Raw genomic sequence first — 22,021 nt, forward strand, 5'->3', positions numbered from 1 at the left:
GGGGATGCGGACGCGGGCGTCACAATCTGTTCAGACATAATGTTCTCTGGCCTCGTTGTTACACGTTATGGCGCTGTTCAGGAATAGGTAAAAAATTGCGCCTTCATTAAGCGGAGTCAATGAAGGCGCAATATTGTACAACATCTGCGGCCTGATAACAGGCGGGAGTCGCCTCCCTCAGGCAGATTTTTGTAAAGTCAGCCGGTGGTTTATCGCCAGGCGATTAACGGGTACGCGGGCAGATTTCGTTTTCGCCGAAGAAGTAAGCGATTTCACGGGCAGCAGATTCTGCAGAATCTGAACCGTGGGTCGCGTTCTCGGTGAAGCTGTCAGCGTAGTCAGCACGCAGCGTGCCAGCCAGCGCGTTTGCCGGGTTAGTAGCACCCATCAGGTCACGGTGACGCTGAACGGCGTTTTCACCTTCCAGCACAGAAACCACAACCGGGCCAGAGGTCATAAATTCAACCAGACCGTCGAAGAATGGCTTGCCCTGATGCTCAGCGTAAAAACCTTCAGCCTGCTCTTTGCTCAGCTGCAGCATTTTTGCGCCAACGATTTTGAAGCCTGCGCTTTCAAAACGGTTGTAGATGGCACCGATCACGTTTTTAGCGACGGCGTTTGGCTTGATGATAGAAAAAGTACGTTCGATTGCCATGATGACCTCTGTCTTGACGTCCTGAAGAAACCGGAGGCGCACGCCCCGGCTAAGAAACGGCGCCGATTATAGGGGCAGAGTCTGGCGTTGCCTATCAGAGATCCGCAATTTATTGAAAAATCTTGATCTGAATCGGAGCAAAGCGGCCGCAACTCTGATTTAGCGCAGAAAAGCATCACAGCCGGCTGAAGGTGACGGAGGCGAGCTGGCCCGCTTCATCCATCACCACCAGCTGATACTCCCCCGGATGATCAAGATGCAGCGACAGATTATCCGCGGCGTTTTGCGTCATCAGAGGCTCACCATTCAGGAACCACCAGCGCTGTGCGCCCTGCCCTCCCTGAACCGCCACCGGGATGACCAGCGAGCCATTGCCTGGCAGCAGTTTGACGATTTGTCCCTCAATCACGCCGGTGACGATCAGCGGTGCGCTACTGCCCTGCTGTAACGGCGGACAATGCGTATCGGCAGGCGGTAAGCGTTGCGCCCGCCGTTCGTGAGGCGGCAGCCAGGCTTCCAGCGGCAGCGGCCAGACCAGCCGCTCGTGACGAGTGGCGTTGGGGCAATCTGCTGCCACGCGCAACCCCTGTGCATTCTGCCAGTAGCCGATGTGCAACCCGCTGAGGCTCTCCTGGCCGGGAGCCAGCAGGGTTGGCGGCAGCGTGTTCGCGGCGACCCAGCTTTGCCGTCGCTGACGGCAATTCTCGTCTCCGGCGGGTAACGGCTGACCGCCAGGCCAGCAAATGGTCGCCACCGTCACCGAGGCCGGGCGTGGGTCGACCGGCACGTCACGTCTGCCGAGGCGACTCATCAGCACGCTGTTAATCTGATTCATGACTGGCACGGCAGAGGCAAAACCGAACTGCCCGGCAACCGGGGTGGCATCCGGTCGCCCGACCCAGACGCCAATCAGATAACGGGGATTGATGCCCACCGACCAGGCATCGCGATAACCGTAACTGGTGCCGGTTTTCCAGGCCAGAGGCACCACATCGGGCACACCGCCATTACCGGCAGGCTGCGCTTCGCCAGCCAGGATACGCCGGATGATCCACGCCGACTCAGGCGACAGCAGCCGCCGCTGCTGCAAAGGCTGATCGGGCATCCAGCGCAGCTGACCGGCATTGCCGTGACGGGCAAAGGCGCTGTAGGCTGCCACGATCTCATCCATGCGCGCCCCGGTGCCGCCAAGAATTAACGAAAGATTAGGTTCCGCGCCGGGCGGAAAACGTAAGTTCAGGCCCACATTGCGCAGACGTGCCGCAACATTTTTTGGCCCCAGCGCCTCCAGTAGCTGTACGGCAGGCAGATTCAGGGATCGCACCAGCGCCTCGCTGGCGCTGACCGGCCCGTGAAACCCGGTGTCAAAATTGCCTGGCCGGTAATCGCCAAAACGACGCGGCACATCCTGCAGCAGTGATTCGGCATGAATCAGACCCTCATCCAGCGCCATGCCGTAAATAAAGGGTTTTAACACCGAGCCTGGCGAGCGCACGCTGGCGATCATATCTACATGACCAAAACGGCTGTCATCGGTAAAGTCAGCCGAGCCGACATAACCCCGAACCGCCATGGTGGTGTGATCCACCACCAGCATCGCCAGCGAGGTGCGCGGCGGGAGCTGGTTTTTAACATTCAGCGCCAGACTTTCCAGATCGCGCTGCAGAGAAGGGTCCAGCGTGGAGACAATCTTATCGCTGCGGCTGAGCGACAGCAGCCGCCGGGCCAGCAATGGTGCCATCTGCGGCATCTGCCGCGGCGGCAGCCACACCGGCTCCTGACGAATCTCAGCCACCTGTTCAGCTGACCAGATGCGGTATTCGGCCAGCCGATCCAGCACTTTATTGCGTGCGGCTTCCGCCCGCTCCGGCCAGCGATCAGGCCGCAGACGGCTGGGTGCCTGCGGTAAAACGGCCAGTAACGCCGCCTCACCCGGCGTCAGCTGCGAGGGTGCTTTTCCCAGCCAGCTCCAGCTGGCCGCCCCTACGCCTTCCAGCGTGCCGCCAAAGGGAGCACGGTTAAGGTAGAGCGTCAGGATGTCACGTTTAGAAAGATGCCACTCCAGTTGCAGCGCGCGCCACGCCTGAATCAGCTTGCCCCGTAGCGTTCGGGTCGCGGGTCAATAAGGCGTGCCACCTGCATGGTCAGGGTGCTGCCGCCGGAAATCACGCTCTGATGGCGCAGATCCTGCCAGGCGGCGCGCAGCAGAGCCAGCGGATTGATGCCGGGGTGATACCAGAACCAGCGATCTTCATAGGTCAGCAGCGCCTGCAAATAGGCCGGAGCCACCTCCTCTGGCGTCACCGGATAGCGCCAGATCCCTTTGCTGTCAGCAAAGCGCCACAATGGTGTACCGTCGCTGGCAACAATCACCCGCGCAGGCTGCACCTGTTTAAGCGGCAGCGGGAAAAGCCGATCCAGCCCCCATATCGCCAGCCACAGCGCCAGAAAAAAAAGCGGCAGCGCGAGCCACCGCTTTTTGATGCTGCTGACATTAACCACGCGTCGCGTCACTTACTGAATTTGCAACTGTGACGGCGTGCTGCCGGTGGCGCGCCACTCCGGCACATACATCGACTCGACCTGCGGTGGTGGCATCAGATAGCGACCCGGAGTGACCGCCCGCGCCAGGTAGACCAGCGTCGCGGGACGATAAGTATCCACCGCCAGTGCCGCCACAAAGCGATCGTCACGGAACTCAATGTGTCTGATGTCTGCCTGCTGCATGTCACCCATGCTCTCCTTCAGCGCATCCGCACTGTCGCCGAGGCTGGCGCTGCTATCCGCCAGGTTCTGGTTTTCCAGTTCCAGACCGGCAGGCAGCAGATCCACCACCAGCGCATCGGTGATGCTGCGCGTCGACGAAACGGTCAGACGCACCACCAGCAACTCGCCGCTGCGCAGATTGCTGAGATCGGCGGCTTTGCCATCCAGCGTAAAGTATTCACGTTTTATCCCGAGCACATTGCTCTCCGGCTGTGGCGCGGCCAGCGGATAACCGGTGACATCCAGACGACCATACAGCGGCGCACTGCCCGGATTACTGATGGCTAAGCCCTGCAACAGTCGTTCAGCCGCCAGCCCTTTATTCAGTGGCGCATCGCCCTGCAGAGGCTGTGCATAGCCCGACAGCTGCGCCTGCCAGCTTCCGGCCTGCGCACGCTGCAGAGTATGAGCCGCTAAATAGAGCGCGTTATTCTCCTGAGTAGAGAACCAGCGTTTGCCCTTGACCTCTTTTGACAGCGACAGCAGCAGACTATTCTGCAGATCAGGCTGCAGCTTATTTTCTGCTAACAAGGCAATTATCATCCCCTGATCGCGCACCGTGCTGCCATAGTCGCCATACCACTCTTTATCTGAGCGCGTCAGACTGGCACCCTGCATAATCGCCTGCTGTGACCGCTGCCCGTCACCCATCAGCTTCAGTGCCACGCCAAGCTGCATCAGCGCCAGGCCGGAGCGGGATTTGTCACGCTTTTCATACAATGCGCGTAGCGCACCCAGCGGCGCACGCTGCTGACGCGCCAGCACCAGTCCGGCGTAAGCCTGAACGCTGAACTGCAGGGCTGCGTTATTATCACTGCTGCCACCGCTGATCTGCGTCGGATCCTGCAGATAGCGCAGCAGTCGGGCGTTAGCGCGATCAACCACGTTATCCGGCAGCGCATAGCCCGCCTCGCTGGCACGCAGCAGGAAGTCCGTCACGTAAGGCGTCAGCCAGAACTCCTCTTCACTCTGTTTGTCCCACAGTCCGAAGCTGCCGTTGGCCCGCTGCATGCCCGCCAGACGGGCAATGCCGGTGTCGACGGTGGCCCGACGCGCCTCATCACTGCTGGTTTTATCCCCATCGCGGTCAGCTCAGCATGGCTGGTGTAGAGCGACGGCCAGAGGCCGCTGGTGGTCTGTTCCAGACAGCCGTAGGGATAGGCATAAAGCGCACTGATATAGCTGGCGATGTTCAGCGGCGGACGATTGCTCAGCGTCAGCTGTCCACTCAGGGTCTGAGCATCCAGACCAGTAAACGCCGCTGCCGCGACCTGCCAGGGCTGATCGGGATTGATGACGGCATCAAAGTTCAGCGTCCGGGCCGGATAAGGTGGCCGGACGCCGATTTTCCACTGCTGTTTGCTGGGCTTCACCTGCTCACCCGGCAGATTAAGACCGGAAATCTGCACGGTGACCTCGCCATCACCAAAGCCGGTTTTCGCCGTGACCGGAATCTGCACTGTGGTCCGTGCGCCTTTGGCCAGCGTCACGCTCTGGCTGGCAGCACCGGCCAGCTCCACTAAACCACTGCTGCTCAGATCCACTTTCAGAGTTTGCGGCAACTCCGTCAGGTTAGTGATATCCAGCGCCAGTGACGCCGTATCGCCGCTGGCCAGGAAGCGCGGGGTGGCCAGTTCGCTGATCAGCGGCGCCGCGACCATCAGTTTGCGTTCGGCTGCGCCGAAGCTGTCGTCGCTCCAGGCCTGGGTCATCAGCCGGAGTTCGCCGTTAAAGGCCGGGACTGGCAGCGTGATTGTGCCGTTGCCCTCTTTATCCAGCGTCACCGCCTGTAACTGCTGTGCCACAATATTGACGTGCGTTACCGGCTTTTTACCGCCGCGCGTCATCGATTCATCTTCGCCATCGCCACCAAAACGCAGTGCCGCCAGACGGCCACCGCCTTCGATCAGCTGACCAAAGACGTCGTACTGATCAACGTTGTAGCGTTTACGGCCAAAGAACGCCTGCCACGGATCGGGCGTTTTAAATCCGTCACGCTCAATACGCCGCTGTCTACCGCTGACAGCAGCACATTAATTTTTCAGGCAGCGGGCCACCGTCACGACTGGCGTGAACCCTGACCGTCAGGTTCTGCTCGGGACGGATTTTATCGGGTGCATCCAGCGTCAGGTTCAGGCGGCGCGCCTCTGTCGCCATCGGAAGATGCAACAGCCCCACCGCGCGTTTTGGCGTTGCGCCACTGACCTTATCGCCGTCACGCACCACAATGGCGCTGAAGTAGAGATCGTGACGCCGCCAGCTCTCAGCAACAGGAACATCCACCGTGGTGCCGCCCTGCGGAACGGTCAGTGGCTGCCACCAGAGGGTACCGCTGCTCGACTCCACCATCAGGTAGCCCTTACCGGCAGCCGGTGACTCAACCTGCAGATGCACGGTATCGCCCGGCTGGTAAGCGGCTTTGTCCAGCTTCAGTCTGACCTGATCCGGGCGCAATGCACCCGTGCCATTGGTATTATCCTGCCAGTCATAACCCGCCTGGAACCGCACGCTGCTGACGATCTTCTCGCCCGCCTGCACTTCGAGCCGGTAGTGGCCCCACTCGACCGGGAAGCTGACTTTAGTGCTGCCATCAGCCGGGACAGAGATGGCGCGTTCATCTTCCTGCAGATCCTTGTCGCTATACTGCGACTGCCAGCCTTCGCTGTCAGAGAAGCTCCAGTAATAATCATGACGTTCACGGATCAGGCGAACATCCAGCTTCTCTGCCGCCAGTTTTTGCCCTGACTGTTGGCATAGACAATGTCGAATTCGGCCAGGCTCTGTTCCGGCACGGTCGGCTCATCGTGATAGCTGTCACTGCGGTAGTCATAAACCGCCTTGTTACCAAACAGCGGCCGGATACCCGGCAGCGCTTCAGCGGGCCAGATGGCCTGGGTGGCACGACGGGTGACCGGACGTCCGCCGGTCTCCAGCAGGCTGGCCTGCAGGATCAGGTTGAGCGGGGAGTGCAGCTGATCCCACTGATTCTCTACCGTGAGCTGCGCTTTACCGCTGGCATCGAGCTTGAGATCCACCTCATCCAGCGTGCGCTTTAACCCCTCTTCGGTGATATCACCAAACTGGTAGCCCGGCAAGGCAGTCACCGCCTCGCGTGCCGGTCGCAGATAGAGTTGACCCTGTAGCGTGTTACCCGCGGCAGGTGCGCCATAGAGATAGCGCCCCTCAATACCGAACTCAACACTGGCATCAGCGGCCTGTGGCTGAGGGTCGTTTTTCAGGGTTAACGCCATGCGCTCCGGCAGAAAATCTTCGACGTGGAAATGCCACTGGCGCTTGAGGTTATCGCCGGTATTGAGCCGCAGCATCCAGTCACCGGTCATGGCGGTGGCGGGCAGCGGCAGTCGCTGCTGGTAGAATCCGGCGTCAGGCTGCCAGACAAAAGTCTGCATCACCTGACCGTCGGGCTGCACCAGCTCCGCTTTGATCGGCTGCGCGGGTAACGGGCGTCCGTCAGCATCACGAAGTAGCGCATTCACGATCACTGTTTCGCCGGGACGATAGATATCGCGCGGACCAAAAACAAACAGCTGTTTGTCATAGCCCTGCGGCCCGGCGACCGGGAACTCAGCCAGATCCAGCGCCGGACGCGCCAGGTCGATCATCGAGGTTTGCTCACCCTGCACTGCCAGCAGAAGCTTGCCTTTTTCATCCGCTTTCAGGCGCAGATGACCGCTACTGTCACTGGTGCCGCTTTGCAGCACCTGCCCTTTCTCATCCAGTAACCTGACGCTGACACCGGAAAGCGGCTGACCGTTTGCCAGACTTTGGGCGAACAGTTCGAATTGGGTCGGGAAGCTATGCAGTGACAGGCCAATATCGCTCAGAGTAAAAAGCGTGGCGGGCTGGCTGTAGCGATAAGTACCCGCTTGCTTCATCACCGCCAGATAGACACCCGGCTGCTGAAGAGCGGTAATGTCGCGCATCGGCAGTTGCACTTTTTCACGCGTGTTACGCGCCGGGTTGAGTTCAAAACGTCCGGTATAGACCAGCTGGCTGCTTTTCAGCAGCTCCTGGGACTGCCAGCTGGAGAGGTTGTTGCCGTAGTTCCACTGCGAGAGGAATTCCGCCAGACCCGCATTTTTTATCCGGAAAAAATCCACATCAACCTGATCGACATTCAGGGCCAGTACCGGTAACCCCTGGGTGAGGCGCAACGGCAGCAGTGAGCCACGGCTGGCAAAGCCCACCATCGGTTCAATATCTCGGGTGGTCACTTTTTTGCTGATGCCGGCGGGCAGCGTCTCACCGCTGGCGGCGCGTAATCCCGGTTCCACCGTCACGGTAAACTGACGTGACGGCTCCGGATGGCGAAAGCGCAGCGCTTTGCGGTTCTCTGACAGCTCCCAGGCGCCGTCAACCTGGCCCCGTTTATCGTCGATCAGCCTGACTTTTTGTGTCAGATCCTGCTTATCATCCAGCGGCTGATTGAAGGTTAATACCAGCGCGGCTGCGCCATCGAGCTGAAGCTCAGAGAGGTCGAGCAGCGCAAGCGGTTTGCTGACCTGATGGGTGGCCGCGGTTTCCGCCGCGCTGACCGATAAAACCGGAATAGCCGCAGGTGCCAGCAGCGAGCCGCCGATCAGCAAGCTGAACAGCAATGGGTTAATGCGTTTTTTCATGGTAAATCCTTCACCGTGTCCCAGAGGAAGTGTTTTGTAACGCTGCGCAATTTCATATCAATGCTCGCATTTAATCAACGCTTCTCTTGAGATGGCGCCCGCATTGCCCGACACTAACAGCACAGATTACTGAGATGAGGTTGTTATGACGACGCCACTGTTTGTGTCCGCCGACTGGTTACAGGAACATTACAACGATGAGACGCTGCAGGTGCTGGACACCCGTATGCTGCCGGTCGGTCAGGAAACGCTCCGGGATGTGAATGGCGAATATCTGGCGGGCCATCTGCCCGATGCGCCTTTCTTCAATATTGAAGAACTGTCGGATCACACCAGCCCTTATCCACACATGCTGCCGCGCGCCGAGCGTTTTGCCGTGGCGATGCGTGAGCTGGGTATCAGTAACGACAAGCATCTGGTGGTGTACGACGAAGGTAATCTGTTCTCAGCGCCACGCGCCTGGTGGATGCTGCGCCTCTTTGGCGTGGCGCAGGTCTCGATTCTGGCAGGCGGTCTGCAGGGCTGGAAAGCGGCCGGTTATCCGGTTGCAACCGGTCCGGTCTCGCTGCCCGAAGGCGAATTTGAAGCCAGTGCGGATGAAAGCCAGATCCGCCGGCTAAACGATGTCCTGCTGATCAGCCATGAAGGCGGCGCACAGATTGTCGATGCACGTGCGGCCAATCGTTTCAACGCCGAAGTGGATGAGCCACGCCCGGGTCTGCTACGCGGTCACATTCCGAATAGCCTGAATGTGCCGTGGAACAGCCTGGTGGTCAATGGCGAACTGAAACCGCTGGCTGAGCTGCGCGATCTGTTCACCCGCGCCGGGGTTGATCCGGAAAAACCGGTGGTGGCGAGCTGTGGTTCGGGCGTGACGGCGGCGGTGGTGATTCTGGCGCTGACCGCGCTGGGCGCACGTCAGACGGCGATTTACGACGGTTCCTGGAGTGAATGGGGCAGCCGCGACGACCTGCCGATTGCGAAGTAAAAAAAGAGCGGCCATTGCGCCGCTCTTTTTTCATCAGAGTATCCGTTCGCTGCCTTTAAAGTCACGCAGGAAACTGCCCCAGCGGCGCTCATAGAACGGCGTAATGTGGGCGGTAAAGAAGTGGCTGATGCCGCGATCCTCCACCGTCACTTCGCACAGATCCACCGGCGCATCGTCCGGCAGCGTATCCATCGCTACGCTGCCCGCCGCCTGAATGATCGCCTCAATATCGCTGTCCGCTTCAATACCAATCAGCAGGTTCGGCGCTTCATCGGCCCGCTCACGGATGCTGGCGATAAACGCACGACGCACCTGTTTATATTTGCTGAACAGCTGGGTCAGCGAGTCAACCATCTGCGCGGGCGGTTCAGCTACTTCAGACAACAGCAGCGACTGCCCGCCTTCCAGCACCGTTTGCTGACTCAGGGCGCTGCCCTCTTCCGCCAGCAGATGGGTGATTTCGGCAGGCGAGAACTCTTTGCCGGTCGGTAATTTAGGATTGAGAAACAGCGTTTCGCCGCGGGTCATTTCAAATAGCGTGCGCACCGGCAGACGCAGATAAGCCTGCTCAGTGCTGACCGCGTCGCTCATCGCCTGTTCTGAACTGAAAAACGGAATGATGCTGCTGCCATCCTCTTTTTCCCAGTGCTGCAGATCCACCGGCGTGCTGGCATCAAGTTGCTGCGCCGTGCTTTCGCCCGGCACCCAGACGTCCGATTCCAGCAGCAGTTGAAAAAATTCGGGCCGGTGAGCAGGCTCGGTAGCCGCCAGCTTCAGCACCTCTTCAAGACGGTTCATATTCACTCTCTAAAAATGCGGCGGCATACGCCACCGCGGAATAACGCTTATTTCAGTAACAGGTTGGCAAGGGTACGTACGCCGAGGCCGGTGGCACCTGCCGCCCACTGATCGACCGCACTTTTGCGGTAGGTCGCTGAACAATCGATGTGCAGCCAGCCCTGCTGGTAGTTGCTGACGAAATAAGAGAGGAACGCCGCCGCGCTGCTGGCACCGGCCGCATGTGCCGGGCTGGCGATATTATTGAGATCGGCAAAGTTAGACGGCAGATGGCTGCGATGGAACTCAGCCAGCGGCAGACGCCAGAACGGCTCGTTCTCACTGACCGCGCTGCCCATCAGCGACTGCGCCAGTACCTCATCAAAGGTAAACAGCGCGTGGTAATCATTGCCCAGTGCGGTTTTGGCGGCACCGGTCAGGGTAGCGGCATCGATCAGCAGCGTCGGTTGTTGCTCGCTGGCGTCGATTAAGCCGTCAGCCAGTACCAGACGGCCCTCGGCATCGGTGTTCATGACTTCCACCGATTTGCCGTTGCGATAGCGAATGATATCGCCCAGTTTGAAGGCGTTGCTGCTGACCATATTATCGGCGCAGCAGAGGTAAAGTTTGACGCGTTTGTTCAGACCGCGCGAGATGGCCATCGCCAGCGCACCGGTCACGGTGGCTGCGCCGCCCATATCGGACTTCATCGAATCCATGAAGCTGCTCTGCTTCATGCTGTAGCCACCGGTGTCGAAGGTAATACCTTTACCAACCAGGCAGGCGTAAACCGGCGCGCTGTCGTCACCGGTTGGATTGAAGTCCAGCGCCAGCAGCACCGGCGGACGGCTGGAGCCGCGTCCCACCGTATGCAGGCCCATATACCCCTGTACCCGCAGATCCTCACCTTTGGTGATGCGATAGCTGACGGCACTGCCGCCCACTTCGCTGATCAGATCGATAGCGGTGTGCGCCAGCTGTTCCGGCCCCAGCTCTTCGGCCGGCAGGTTGATGGTGTTGCGTACCCAGTCGATAATTTTCAGACGACGATCAAACTCCGCCTGCTCATGCTCGCCCAGCGTCGGCCACTCAACCTGACGCTGCCCTTTCGGACCGCGGTAGCCTTGCCAGAACGCCCAGCACTGCTCAAGATGCCAGCCTTCACCGGCCAGCGCCACGTGGCGGATGCCCTGGCTATCCAGTTTGCGGCCGGCACGCTGAATGGTCATCAGCGCATCGGCGCCGGTCAGGTGCAGCGTCATCCCGCTGTCGTTGCTGCTCAGGATGGCTTTTTCGCCCCAGCGCGCATCGGCGGGCTGGCTGCTAAGAGTGATGTTCATCGGTTGTGTGGTCATCGCGAAGCTCCATAGACGTTATTCGTTTCATCCAGCCCGATTGTTAAAGCGGATTTAATAAGATGTTACATGCAAGATGCAGACAGTCCTGATAACAGATTCCGTCAGAGGATGCCAGCGTAGCGCAAATAATGGCGCCGTTTCCAGAATCAGCCCGGTAAGATGCCGGTTACATCAGGGCGCGCAGACGCGTTACTGATTTCTGCACCAGCGCAATGGCGTAATCGATCTCTTCTTCGGTGGTAAAACGGCCGAGCGAAAACCGCAGCGAACTGTGCGCCAGCTCTTCACTGACACCCAGCGCCCGCAGCACATAAGAGGGCTCCAGGCTGGCCGACGTACAGGCCGAACCGGAGGAGAGCGCCAGATCTTTCAGCGCCATGATCAGCGATTCACCCTCAACATCGGCGAAACTGAGGTTAAGGATATTGGCCGCGCTGCGTTGCAGGTCGCCGTTAAGCGTCACGCCCGGCAGCGTACTGATACCCTGCCACAGCCGGTCGCGCAGGCTGTGCAGGCGCGCCATCTCAGTTTCACGCTCTTGTGCCGCAATCTGGTAGGCCTCGCCCATCCCGACAATCTGGTGTACCGGCAGCGTACCCGAACGCATGCCCCGCTCATGCCCACCGCCGTGGATCTGGGCGGCAATCTGCACGCGCGGTTTGCGACGTACATAGAGCGCACCGATCCCTTTCGGACCATAAAGTTTGTGGGCAGAAAAGGACATTAAATCGACCGGTAACAGGCTGAGATTGATCGGCAGTTTGCCGACGCTTTGGGTGGCATCCACATGAAACAGAATGTCGCGTTCGCGGCACAACTCACCAAACGCGGCGATATCCTGAATCACCCCGATTTCATTATTGACGTGCATGATCGAGACTAAAATGGTGTCGTCGCGCAGGGCGTCACGCAGCATCTCAGGGCTGATAATGCCACTGGCGGCCGGTTTCAGGTAAGTCACATCAAAGCCTTCCTGCGCCAGCTGCTGGCAGCTGTCGAGCACCGCTTTGTGTTCAGTCTGGCTGGTGATGATATGTTTGCCGCGCGCCTGATGAGCGTGGGCTGCGCCTTTAATCGCAAGATTGTCAGATTCGGTAGCGCCCGAGGTGAAAACGATTTCACGCGGATCGGCATTGACCAGTTCGGCCACCTGATTGCGCGCCACATCGACCGCTTCTTCAGATTGCCAGCCAAAACGGTGAGAACGGGAGGCTGGATTACCGAACGTGCCATCCAGCGTCAGAAACTGCATCATTTTGCTGGCCACACGCGGATCGGCCGGCGTGGTGGCGGCATAATCCAGATAAATCGGTAATTTCATTGCGCTACAGCTCCGTATAAAAAATCATACGTCTTTATAGCAGATTCGGCCCTGCCCGCGTTAGCAGTTAGGGCCGCAACAGCGGGGATTACGAGGCGCGCAGATTGACGTTGATTTCCTGAACGCGTGGGCTCTGGAAGCGACGATTGTCATTGGCGTTCTGACGATCGGCCACGTCAAGGATCTCCTGATTATTCACCAGCTCAGCCAGTGTAATGTTGTTCAGGAAGTCACTGATACGCACACTCAGATCGCGCCACAGGACGTGGGTCAGGCAACGCTCGCCGCCCTGGCAGCCTTCTTTACCCTGGCATTTGGTGGCGTCAACCGACTCATCAACTGCGGTGATCACTTCACCGACCGCGATGGCATTTGACTCTTTACCTAACAGATAACCGCCGCCCGGACCGCGTACGCTGGAGACTAAGCCATTTTTACGCAATCGGGAGAATAACTGCTCGAGATACGACAGCGAAATGCCCTGACGTTCAGAAATATCAGCCAGCGGAACCGGACCTTCATGGGAGTGAAGGGCAACGTCCAGCATAGCAGTTACGGCATAACGTCCTTTAGATGTCAGTCTCATAGCGTACGACCTCAATAGCGTCCGGTTATCGGAGGATTTGCAAAAGATGCTGGCAAGTCTGACATTCCCGAGTAATTTGGTCAACTATTTAACCAGGTAAAACACTCAAGTATTTAACCTGGTATTTTACTCAACTATTATCTTCTTCTTTCTTCTCGTTTTTTCGCTTTTCAAACGACGAAAGCATCCCGCGAAGGATGTTTAGTTCATCGCGTTCCGGGCGGGCACGGGTATAGAGACGACGCAGTTTACTCATCACCTGACCCGGATTGGCTTCGCGGATAAAGCCGCTGTTCAGCATCATTTGCTCCATATGCTGATAGAAGCGCTCAAGGTCATCCACCAGTGGATAGGGCGATTCCGCATACTGCGGTTGCGGGCTGGCCTGTTCCTGCGCCTGCAGCCAGGCCATTCGCACTTCATAGGCGATAATCTGTACCGCCATTGCCAGGTTCAGCGAGCTGTATTCCGGGTTGGCCTGAATGGCAACATGGTAATGGCACTTTTGCAGCTCTTCATTGGTCAGGCCGACGCGCTCACGACCAAACACCAGCGCCACCGGCGCCTGCTGGCCCTCTTCCACACTTTTCACGCCGCATTCGCGCGCATCCAGCATCGGCCACGGCAGCGAACGGGAACGGGCGCTGGTGCCGACCACCAGGCTACAGCCCGCGATAGCTTCGTCCAGCGAATCGACGATTTTAGCGTCGCCAATCACATCGCTGGCACCGGCGGCGAGGGAAATCGCCTGTGAATCGGGTTTCACCAGTGGGTTAACCAGATAAAGGTTGGTCAGGCCCATGGTTTTCATGGCGCGGGCGACGGAGCCCATGTTGCCGGTGTGAGAGGTTTCAACCAGCACGATACGGATATTTTGCAGCATTATTGAGGATACTCAGCAACGGGTCAGTAAAATCAGTGGTGTGAATGCTAACATAAAGCAGGACATTTACCGAACACACTGCTATACTCCGCGCCGTTTTCCCCGTTCTTTAACATCCAGCGAGAGATACCGATGCATCCAATGCTCAACATTGCCGTGCGCGCAGCGCGCAAGGCCGGAAATTTAATTGCCAAGAATTATGAAACCCCGGACGCTGTCGAAGCCAGCCAGAAAGGCAGCAACGACTTCGTAACGAATGTTGACCGTGAAGCAGAACGCCTGATTATCGAAGTGATTCGTAAATCTTACCCGAAACATACCATCATCACCGAAGAAAGCGGTGAACTGGCGGGTGAGGATCAGGACATTCAATGGGTTATCGATCCGCTGGATGGCACCACCAACTTCATCAAACGCCTGCCCCACTTTGCTGTTTCCATCGCCGTGCGCATTAAAGGCCGCACTGAAGTGGCGGTGGTTTACGATCCAATGCGTAATGAACTGTTCAGTGCCGTACGCGGCCAGGGCGCTCAGCTCAACGGATACCGTCTGCGCGGTAGCATCGCTCGCGACCTGGATGGCACCATTCTGGCGACGGGCTTCCCGTTCAAGCTGAAGCAGCATGCGCCTGCCTATATGAACATCCTCACCAAATTGTTTACCCAGTGCGCCGATTTCCGTCGTACCGGTTCAGCCGCGCTGGATCTGGCGTATGTTGCTGCCGGTCGCGTTGATGGCTATTTTGAGATTGGCCTGAAGCCGTGGGATTTTGCGGCCGGTGAACTGCTGGTGCGTGAAGCGGGTGGCCTGGTCACTGACTTCACCGGTAACCACGGTTATCTGCATTCCGGTAACATCGTTGCTGGTAACCCACGAGTGGTGAAAGCGATGCTGTCAAACATGCGTGAAGAGCTGAGCGAAGCGTTAAAGCGCTAAGTGACAGCAGAGAAAAAGGCGGCTTATTAGCCGCCTTTTTTATTGCCTGATGTTAGCGTGAATTAACGACGTTCGTGTGACAACACCTGACGAGGCTGGGTACGACGACCCACCATGCCCATCACGCCGGCCAGCACCGCTTCGATAATCAACAGAATCAGCGCATACCAACTGGCTTTCGCCGTGGCTGCAGCAGCTTTCTCTGCGGCTTCACGTGCTTTCTGCTCTGCCTGCTGCTTCAGTTCCTGATATTTCTGTACCGCCTGCTGATAACTCTGTTCAGTCTGCGCAACGATCTGATCCACTTCCTGATCGCTTTTACCGGTACGCGCTTTAATAATATTTTTCAGCGCATCACGATCGGCAGCCTGCAATGTATCTGAATGACGATCCATCACCCCTTTTAGCCAGTTAGTCAGATCGGTATCCGCCGTCTGAGGATGGTTAACGGTATTGTTAGCCTGGTTCTCGGCATTCTGCGCTTCGTTATTTGCATCCTGTTTTAAATTCTCAGGCTGTAATTCCGGCTTGCCAGTCTGGCGCAGGGTAGTTTCCAGCTCACTCTGCAGATCATTTAAATTAATATTGCTTTCCTGCAATTTATCTTTCGCCATTTGGGTAACCGATGGCGCAGCAGCGGAAATACCGCTACCTAATGCCTGAAAACCGGAACCGACAATATTCATCGCGCCGCCCAATACGCTACTTGCCAGCGCAATCGCCAGATAAATAGTGAAAATTGTACTCAGGCCAAACATCAGTAAGCCGTGCAGTGCGCCTTCGCGCTGTGCCAGACGACCCGCAACGTAGCTACCGGCCGCCATTGCCACCAGCATTTCAATTGCCGTCCAGACCAGTGCGCCGGTACCCAGACCGTCTAATGGATTTTGCTCCTTCATCGGATCAACAGTGGTCGCGCCAATAGCGGTTCCCAGCAGGGTCAATATGATATGAACAATCAACGCGCAAATTACCCCGCAAAAACCGCGCTCCAGGAAATACGTTTTAGCGGTAATCCCGATGGCCCGGTTGCCAGCGTTTCGGTATAGCCATTATTAATACGGGTATCAGCCATGAAATATTCTCCTCGCAACAGACAGAAAGGTGCTTTGGTTTTTTTCATCCCGGCACAGAATGCCGTTTTGGTAATAACAGCGTAGACAGTGAAGAGTCATTTTACCACCGTCGCAGTGCGAGAAAAAAATAAAAATCTGAAATTAAAGAAGTTAGCGAAGATGTGCTAGCAGCGGCAATTTAATTCCCGCTGCGTTTTAACATCATAAAGGCCGAATACCGCCGCTAAAGGCAGGTTGTGCTGATTGCCATAGTGCGATGCCGGCCATAATTAAAATCAGGCTGCCAGCCAGGGCCAGCAAAGGTAACAGCAGATGCGCCTGTCCGCGCTGACGGGATTGTGTCAGCCGCTGTGCCACCATTCGGGCGCGCTGCACCAGCAAACCAATGGCCGAGATCGTCAGCGCGGTACCCAACGCCATCACGGCGGCTGATAACACGCCCCAGGCATACACACCGATCACTTTGGCAAATAGCAGCATCATGATCGCGCCGGAGCAGGGACGGAGCCCCATTGATACCACCACCAGCCACTGGGTTTTCGCGCTTACCGCATCGTTCATTTGCTGTGGCGACGGCAGATGTGCATGACCGCATCCACAGTGCGCATCATGCTGATGCTCAGGATGGAGCGCCCGAATGACGATGGCCGGGCGCGGGCGCAACGCCTGCCACAGCGATCGCAGCGCGCGATAACCGGTCCAGATCCCCAGTCCGATCACCAGCAGATAACTGCCCTTCTCAAGCCAGAAACTACTGAGATGCAGCTGGCGCGATGAGGTCTGCAGCAGCACCAGCATCACCGTGACCAGCGCGATAGCCACCGACCCCTGTAACAGCGAGGCGAGCAGCGTCAGTCTGATGCTGGTTTTCACTCTGGCCGGATGGGTGGCCAGGAAAGTGGTAATCACCACTTTGCCGTGACCCGGTCCCAGCGCATGCAGCACGCCATACAACAGACTGAACAGCACCAGCGTCAGTCCCGCCTGCTGTGGCCGTTCAGCGACCTGCTGTAACAGCTGGGTCATCTGTCGATGCAGATCTTTTTGCCACAACACGCTTTGCAGCAGAATTTGCGACCAGTTAAGCCAGATGAGCGTGCCGCCAGCCAGTAACAGCGCCGCCAGCAGCCAGAGCGGCCAGAGACGCGAGGTGCGTTGCGGGGTAGCGATCACTGACATGTGAGTATCACCGTCTGGGCAAACTGCCGTCCTAAATCGAGCTCTTCTGCCGGGGCATCGGCTTTATCCAGCGACAAGGCATACTGTTTCAGTGAGTCGTTGGGCTTTGGCGTGTTAAGCGTAAACTTACAACGTTGCTGTAGCGCGGGTGGCAGCGTCAGGGCGCGGGCATTGTCATAAAACATATCGACGAAATAGGTCGGATCGAACGTGAGGATCTCAAAGCGCTGCCCGGTCAGCACCGGCGGTTCCGCCAGCGGCAGAATAAACTCAAGCACCGCTTTATGACCGTTACGCGACAGATTGTATTCGGTTGGCAGATTCAAAAACTTCACCCGCTGTTGGTTATGCCAGATTTCTGAAAAGTAGTGCTGGCCCAGCACGTTAGCCATCACGCCCGCTGCCAGCTTCTTCCATACCACGCTTCCCGGTTTCGCTTGTCCCGCGTCATACAGCAGGTCGGCCGAGGTGATCTCATCCATGGTCCAGGTCATTTTTAACCCGGTGAAGGTATCCTCTTTTGCCACCAGCTCCGTTTTCATATCGATGAAACTGTGTGGATGCGCCAGCGCAGCCGGACTTAATACCATCAGTAATGCAAAGCGTGTACGTTTCATAATGTTATAAAGTAACGTTCCCGTTGAAAAGAATCTATAAGTAACAAAATTTTGTGACCCGCCTTAAACCTCTGACTAAAAAATCCGCCTGACCCACACCGGGACTGATGAGGTTAGCTATTCTTAGCTCAAAATAGCCTGCTGGAAATCTGATTGATGAGTTCTGCTACCCCTTTGGTACCACTCTTCACCCGTTCACAGCGTCAGTGCCATCTTTTACTACTGCTGTTTCTGCCGACTCCCGTGCTCACGCTTGAAAAAGTCTGTCAGTTAAATGGCGTGGATCCTGCGGTTGCCCGACAGGATATCGCGGAAGTGGGTAACGAGATACAGCGGTACCACCAGCTGGAACTGCACCAGATGGTAGATGGCAGCTTTCGTCTTCATGGTACAGAGTTGGATCGGCGCCTCTGTTTGCTGCACAACCTGCGACGCAGTTTGCGGTTATCGCAGGATTTCGTCTGTGAGCATTTTGCCGCTCCGTTACGTCAGCGCCTGAAAGTAATGAAGATTGAGAAGGCGCTGTATGATGAAACCAATCTGCAGGCATTAATTCAGCATTGTGGCCTGCGGCTGGGCCGCGACTTCAGCGAGCGCGATCGGCTTTTTTTGCAGATCTTTATGAAATATGGTCTTTGCCAGCGCCAGCCGGCACTGTTCAGCGATGCGCAGCGCATCTGGCTGCAGCACAAGGTGGAGCGCCGGGCCGCTGAGGCGGTGATCCATCACTGGCGTAAACGCTGCCATCTGGCACCGCATATCAGCGAAACCGATTTCTGGACGCTGCTGTTCAGCCTGATTCATACCCCGGCTGCCGAGCGCGTCCGTCATCCCTGCGAGCAGCGCTTAATGGCGGCAACGGTGCAGCTGATTGCCGATTTTGAGGAGTGTGCGTCAGTGACCTTCGCCGACCGCGACGATCTGCTGCGCCAGCTCTATACCCATCTGGCCCAGGCGCTGGATCGCACCCACTTCATCATCGGTATCGACAACAGCGTGGCGCTGGATGTCAGCCGCCTCTACCCTCGCCTGTTGCGCACCACCCAGCTGGCGCTGCGTGCCTTTGAGTATGAATACCAGATCGCCTTTACACCGGAAGAGGTGAGCCTGATTACGGTGATATTTGGTGCCTGGCTGATGCAGGAAAATGCGCTGCAGGAGAAGCAGGTACTGATACTGACCGGCGAAGATCCGCAGCTGGAGCAGGATGTCGAGCAGCAGATCCGTGAAATCACTCTGCTGCCGATCAATATCACCTACCAGCAGGTGAGCAGTTTTCAGCGCGATGGCGCGCCGCGCGAGGTTGACCTGATTATTTCCCCTTATGCGACCTCCCTGCCGCTGTTCTCACCGCCGCTGATCCATGCGGAACTGCCGCTGACGGCACATCATCAGCAGCGTATCCGTTATTTGCTTGAGTCGTAACGCGGACGCAGGAACAGCGCAGGCAGCGCCACCAGCGCCATCACCCAGAACAGATGCCCCTGCAGATGGGTAAAGAGTACGCCACAAATCATGGTCATCACCGCAATGCCCCCGCCCATCGCCAGCGCGGAGTAGAGTGATTGCAGCCGGATGACTTCTGCGCCCTGGCGTGCAGCAATAAAACGCATCGCCGCCAGATGGCAGACGGTGAAACTGCCGCAGTGCAGGATCTGCGCCACAATCAGCAGCGGCAGCGCGGTACTGGCACCCAGCAGGCTCCAGCGAATCAGGGCGCAAATGCCCGACAGCAGCAGCAGATCGCGCGCGCTCCAGCGGCGGAACAGCCGGTTACTGAGCGCAAAAACAATAATCTCCGCCACCACTCCCAGCGACCAGAGATAGCCCACCGTCGAGGCGGAATAGCCACTCTCCTGCCACCAGATCGCACTGAAGCCGTAATAGGCCGCATGTGCGCCCTGCAGCAGCGTCACGCACAGCATAAAGCGCCAGACCGCATTCTCGCGCAGCAAATCCCGCCAGACCGCCCAGCCGCCGCCAGTGGCGCCCTGACGTTCATTGCCCTGCGGATGGGTCGCTGGCCTGAGCATCATGCCCGCCAGCATGCTGAGCGCGCCGACTGACAGCAACAGCAATATCGCCTGTGAGGAGTAAACGCTGACCAGCACGCCAGTCAGTGCCGAACTGATGACAAACGCCAGCGATCCCCACAACCGTACCGGCCCGTATGCCAGGCCAATCTGCTGCGTCCAGGTGGCGGCGAGCGCATCACTCAGCGGCACCAGCGGTGAGAAAAACAGGTTGAAGCCAATCATCACCGCCAGCAGCCACATCCACTGCTGCCCGACCCAGTAGCCGATGGCGAACAGACAGGTCATCAGTGCCAGCAGGCGAAGTGCGGTAATTAACTGCGCCGGATTTTTTACCTGCGAGGCGATCAGCAGGCTGCCGACAAAGCGCGCCACCATGCCACAGCCCAGCAGCAGACCAATTTTTTCCGCATCGAGGCCGGTGCCTTTCAGCCATACGCCCCAGAAGGGCAGATAGATGCCATAACAGAAGAAGTAAGTGAAGTAGCCCAATCCGAGCCATCTGGCGGAGCCGATCGCCATATTCCCTCCAGCAAGAGTGCTGCATGGCAGCAAGAGTGGACGCTACTCTGGCAGAGCGCCCTGTTTCAGGCAATAAAAAAGGATGGCATCAGCCATCCTTTTTATGCGCTTTCACAACGGGTTAGCGGTTAAGCATAGACCGGCAGACGGCTGCAGATTTCCAGCACTTTCTGTTTGGTGCGCTCAATGGTCGCTTCGTCGTTGATGTTATCCAGCACATCAGCAATCCAGCCCGCCAGTTCACGGACGTCCGCTTCGTTGAAGCCACGGCGCGTCACGGCTGGGGTACCGATACGAATACCCGAGGTAACAAACGGGCTCTTCGGATCGTTAGGTACGCTGTTTTTGTTTACCGTGATATTGGCACGGCCCAGCGCGGCATCCGCTTCTTTACCGGTCAGGTTTTTGCTCACCAGATCGATCAGGAACAGATGGTTATGGGTGCCGCCAGAAACGATGTTGTAGCCGCGCGCGAGCAGCACCTCGACCATCGCTTTGGCATTTTTCGCTACCTGCTGCTGGTAGGTTTTGAATTCCGGCTCCATCGCCTCTTTGAAGGCGACCGCTTTACCGGCAATCACGTGCATCAGAGGACCGCCCTGGCCGCCAGGGAAGACCGCAGAGTTCAGTTTCTTATAGAAATCTTCGTCACCGTTTTTCGCCAGGATGATGCCGCCACGCGGGCCCGCCAGGGTTTTGTGGGTGGTCGAGGTGACGACGTGCGCATGTGGCACCGGGCTTGGGTAGACATCAGCGGCGATCAGACCGGCGACGTGCGCCATATCAACGAACAGCCAGGCACCGACGCTATCGGCGATTTCACGCATTTTTGCCCAGTCACAGACGCCGGAATAGGCAGAGAAACCGCCAACAATCATTTTTGGCTTATGCGTTCTGGCCAGTTCAGCCAGCTCGTCGTAATCAATCTTACCGGTTTCATCGATACCGTAAGCGACCACATTGTAGAGTTTGCCAGAGAGGTTAACCGGTGAGCCATGCGTCAGGTGACCGCCGTGGGCCAGGTTCATGCCGAGGATGGTGTCACCAGGCTGCAGCAGCGCGGTGTAAACCGCGAAGTTTGCCTGCGAACCGGAGTGCGGCTGCACGTTAGCGTAATCGGCACCAAACAGTTCTTTGGCACGGTCAATCGCTAACTGCTCAACGATATCAACATATTCACAACCGCCGTAGTAGCGTTTGCCCGGATACCTTCGGCGTATTTGTTGGTGAGCTGAGAACCTTGTGCCTGCATAACGCGCGGGCTGGTGTAGTTTTCAGAAGCAATCAGTTCAATGTGCTCTTCCTGACGCACTTTCTCTTGCTCCATCGCCTGCCACAACTCGGCATCATAATCGGCAATGTTCATATCACGCTTTAACATCCGCATCTCCTGACTCAGCTAACTTTTTTAACGGCAGTTTAAGCCCCACCGGGGCGAAGGCCCACAGTGTAAACCGTTTTATCAGGTGAAGGTAGGGTGAATCCCCTCTTTTTACGCAAACGATTGGCCGGGCAGCGGAACGGGATTTTTACGCTTTTTTTGCGGCGAAACCGCCGCACGATTTTTCCTGAAAATGTGACAGCGAGGGAGGCATCCTGCACTGAAAAGTTGCCAGCTGAATGCCCGGAAATGGGGTCCGGTTATTTACAGCGCAGCGTATCGGGCTATAAGATGCATTTAAAA

At 57.4% G+C, this 22,021-nt stretch carries 12 protein-coding genes and 4 pseudogenes; 3 read left to right on the plus strand and 13 right to left on the minus strand.

The annotated features are described in order from the left end of the window. Nucleotides 1–223: 223 nt before the first annotated feature. The 3 genes and pseudogenes from ndk to HA41_RS04395 form a co-directional block, all read right to left on the minus strand. Complete coding sequence (gene ndk, locus HA41_RS04385; protein ID WP_003848684.1) at nucleotides 224–655, minus strand: nucleoside-diphosphate kinase; 432 nt, start codon at nucleotides 653–655, stop codon at nucleotides 224–226. 175 nt (nucleotides 656–830) lie between these two features. Further along, a pseudogene (gene pbpC, locus HA41_RS04390) lies at nucleotides 831–3,169 on the minus strand (peptidoglycan glycosyltransferase PbpC). Next, nucleotides 3,170–8,061 (minus strand): annotated as a pseudogene (locus HA41_RS04395) (alpha-2-macroglobulin family protein). A gap of 145 nt (nucleotides 8,062–8,206) precedes the next feature. Between HA41_RS04395 and sseA the strand changes: the two are divergent. Then, entirely contained in the window at nucleotides 8,207–9,049 is an 843-nt protein-coding gene (gene sseA / locus HA41_RS04400; protein ID WP_094119747.1) for a 3-mercaptopyruvate sulfurtransferase, read from the plus strand. A gap of 33 nt (nucleotides 9,050–9,082) precedes the next feature. On the opposite strand, the gene sseB is transcribed toward sseA, so the two are convergent. The 5 genes from sseB to trmJ all read right to left on the minus strand — a co-directional run bounded on the left by sseB (nucleotide 9,083) and on the right by trmJ (nucleotide 13,974). Then, on the minus strand, nucleotides 9,083–9,847 hold the full coding sequence (gene sseB, locus HA41_RS04405; protein ID WP_094119748.1) for an enhanced serine sensitivity protein SseB: 765 nt from the start codon (nucleotides 9,845–9,847) through the stop codon (nucleotides 9,083–9,085). 47 nt (nucleotides 9,848–9,894) lie between these two features. After that, nucleotides 9,895–11,181, minus strand: a complete 1,287-nt coding sequence (pepB, locus tag HA41_RS04410; protein ID WP_094119749.1) for an aminopeptidase PepB — start codon at nucleotides 11,179–11,181, stop codon at nucleotides 9,895–9,897. 169 nt (nucleotides 11,182–11,350) lie between these two features. Then, complete coding sequence (locus HA41_RS04415; RefSeq protein WP_094119750.1) at nucleotides 11,351–12,505, minus strand: IscS subfamily cysteine desulfurase; 1,155 nt, start codon at nucleotides 12,503–12,505, stop codon at nucleotides 11,351–11,353. Between the two features lie 88 nt (nucleotides 12,506–12,593). Further along, nucleotides 12,594–13,091: a Fe-S cluster assembly transcriptional regulator IscR gene (iscR, locus tag HA41_RS04420; protein ID WP_094119751.1), complete on the minus strand. Its 498-nt coding sequence runs from the start codon at nucleotides 13,089–13,091 to the stop codon at nucleotides 12,594–12,596. A gap of 130 nt (nucleotides 13,092–13,221) precedes the next feature. Next, nucleotides 13,222–13,974 (minus strand): tRNA (cytosine(32)/uridine(32)-2'-O)-methyltransferase TrmJ, encoded by a 753-nt coding sequence (trmJ, locus tag HA41_RS04425; protein WP_094119752.1) that lies wholly within the window; start codon nucleotides 13,972–13,974, stop codon nucleotides 13,222–13,224. A gap of 132 nt (nucleotides 13,975–14,106) precedes the next feature. Here trmJ and suhB point away from each other — a divergent pair, with 132 nt between their 5' ends. Beyond that, nucleotides 14,107–14,910, plus strand: coding sequence for an inositol-1-monophosphatase (gene suhB, locus HA41_RS04430; protein WP_031376258.1), 804 nt, complete (start codon nucleotides 14,107–14,109; stop codon nucleotides 14,908–14,910). Between the two features lie 62 nt (nucleotides 14,911–14,972). Here suhB and HA41_RS04435 read toward each other — a convergent pair. From HA41_RS04435 to HA41_RS04445, 3 genes and pseudogenes are all read right to left on the minus strand, one after another. Next, a pseudogene (locus tag HA41_RS04435) lies at nucleotides 14,973–15,985 on the minus strand (hypothetical protein). A gap of 202 nt (nucleotides 15,986–16,187) precedes the next feature. Next, nucleotides 16,188–17,165 carry a nickel/cobalt transporter gene (locus HA41_RS04440; protein ID WP_094119753.1) on the minus strand — a complete coding sequence of 326 codons (978 nt, stop codon included), beginning with the start codon at nucleotides 17,163–17,165 and terminating at the stop codon, nucleotides 16,188–16,190. After that, a complete protein-coding gene (locus HA41_RS04445) occupies nucleotides 17,156–17,782 on the minus strand; it encodes a DUF1007 family protein (protein ID WP_094119754.1) in 627 nt (208 codons plus the stop codon). The genes HA41_RS04440 and HA41_RS04445 overlap by 10 nt, the downstream gene beginning before the upstream one ends. A gap of 156 nt (nucleotides 17,783–17,938) precedes the next feature. Between HA41_RS04445 and csiE the strand changes: the two genes are divergently transcribed. Further along, complete coding sequence (csiE, locus tag HA41_RS04450; protein ID WP_094119755.1) at nucleotides 17,939–19,207, plus strand: stationary phase inducible protein CsiE; 1,269 nt, start codon at nucleotides 17,939–17,941, stop codon at nucleotides 19,205–19,207. Here csiE and HA41_RS04455 read toward each other — a convergent pair. Together HA41_RS04455 and glyA are read right to left on the minus strand one after the other, a co-directional pair. Continuing rightward, complete coding sequence (locus HA41_RS04455) at nucleotides 19,189–20,337, minus strand: 3-phenylpropionate MFS transporter (RefSeq protein WP_094119756.1); 1,149 nt, start codon at nucleotides 20,335–20,337, stop codon at nucleotides 19,189–19,191. The genes csiE and HA41_RS04455 overlap by 19 nt on opposite strands. 128 nt (nucleotides 20,338–20,465) lie before the next feature. Next, a pseudogene (glyA, locus tag HA41_RS04460) lies at nucleotides 20,466–21,718 on the minus strand (serine hydroxymethyltransferase). Nucleotides 21,719–22,021 lie beyond the last annotated feature (303 nt).

Origin of the sequence: Pantoea conspicua (assembly GCF_002095315.1) — a bacterium.
Lineage (GTDB): Bacteria > Pseudomonadota > Gammaproteobacteria > Enterobacterales > Enterobacteriaceae > Pantoea > Pantoea conspicua.

What these genes read in the sequence shown, in the direction of transcription:
- HA41_RS04445 (WP_094119754.1), bottom strand. Translation starts at nt 17,782, where the DNA reads ATGAAACGTACACGCTTTGCATTACTGATGGTATTAAGTCCGGCTGCG.
- csiE (WP_094119755.1), top strand. Translation starts at nt 17,939, where the DNA reads ATGAGTTCTGCTACCCCTTTGGTACCACTCTTCACCCGTTCACAGCGT.
- suhB (WP_031376258.1), top strand. Translation starts at nt 14,107, where the DNA reads ATGCATCCAATGCTCAACATTGCCGTGCGCGCAGCGCGCAAGGCCGGA.
- HA41_RS04440 (WP_094119753.1), bottom strand. Translation starts at nt 17,165, where the DNA reads ATGTCAGTGATCGCTACCCCGCAACGCACCTCGCGTCTCTGGCCGCTC.
- sseA (WP_094119747.1), top strand. Translation starts at nt 8,207, where the DNA reads ATGACGACGCCACTGTTTGTGTCCGCCGACTGGTTACAGGAACATTAC.
- ndk (WP_003848684.1), bottom strand. Translation starts at nt 655, where the DNA reads ATGGCAATCGAACGTACTTTTTCTATCATCAAGCCAAACGCCGTCGCT.
- HA41_RS04415 (WP_094119750.1), bottom strand. Translation starts at nt 12,505, where the DNA reads ATGAAATTACCGATTTATCTGGATTATGCCGCCACCACGCCGGCCGAT.
- trmJ (WP_094119752.1), bottom strand. Translation starts at nt 13,974, where the DNA reads ATGCTGCAAAATATCCGTATCGTGCTGGTTGAAACCTCTCACACCGGC.
- HA41_RS04455 (WP_094119756.1), bottom strand. Translation starts at nt 20,337, where the DNA reads ATGGCGATCGGCTCCGCCAGATGGCTCGGATTGGGCTACTTCACTTAC.
- sseB (WP_094119748.1), bottom strand. Translation starts at nt 9,847, where the DNA reads ATGAACCGTCTTGAAGAGGTGCTGAAGCTGGCGGCTACCGAGCCTGCT.
- iscR (WP_094119751.1), bottom strand. Translation starts at nt 13,091, where the DNA reads ATGAGACTGACATCTAAAGGACGTTATGCCGTAACTGCTATGCTGGAC.
- pepB (WP_094119749.1), bottom strand. Translation starts at nt 11,181, where the DNA reads ATGACCACACAACCGATGAACATCACTCTTAGCAGCCAGCCCGCCGAT.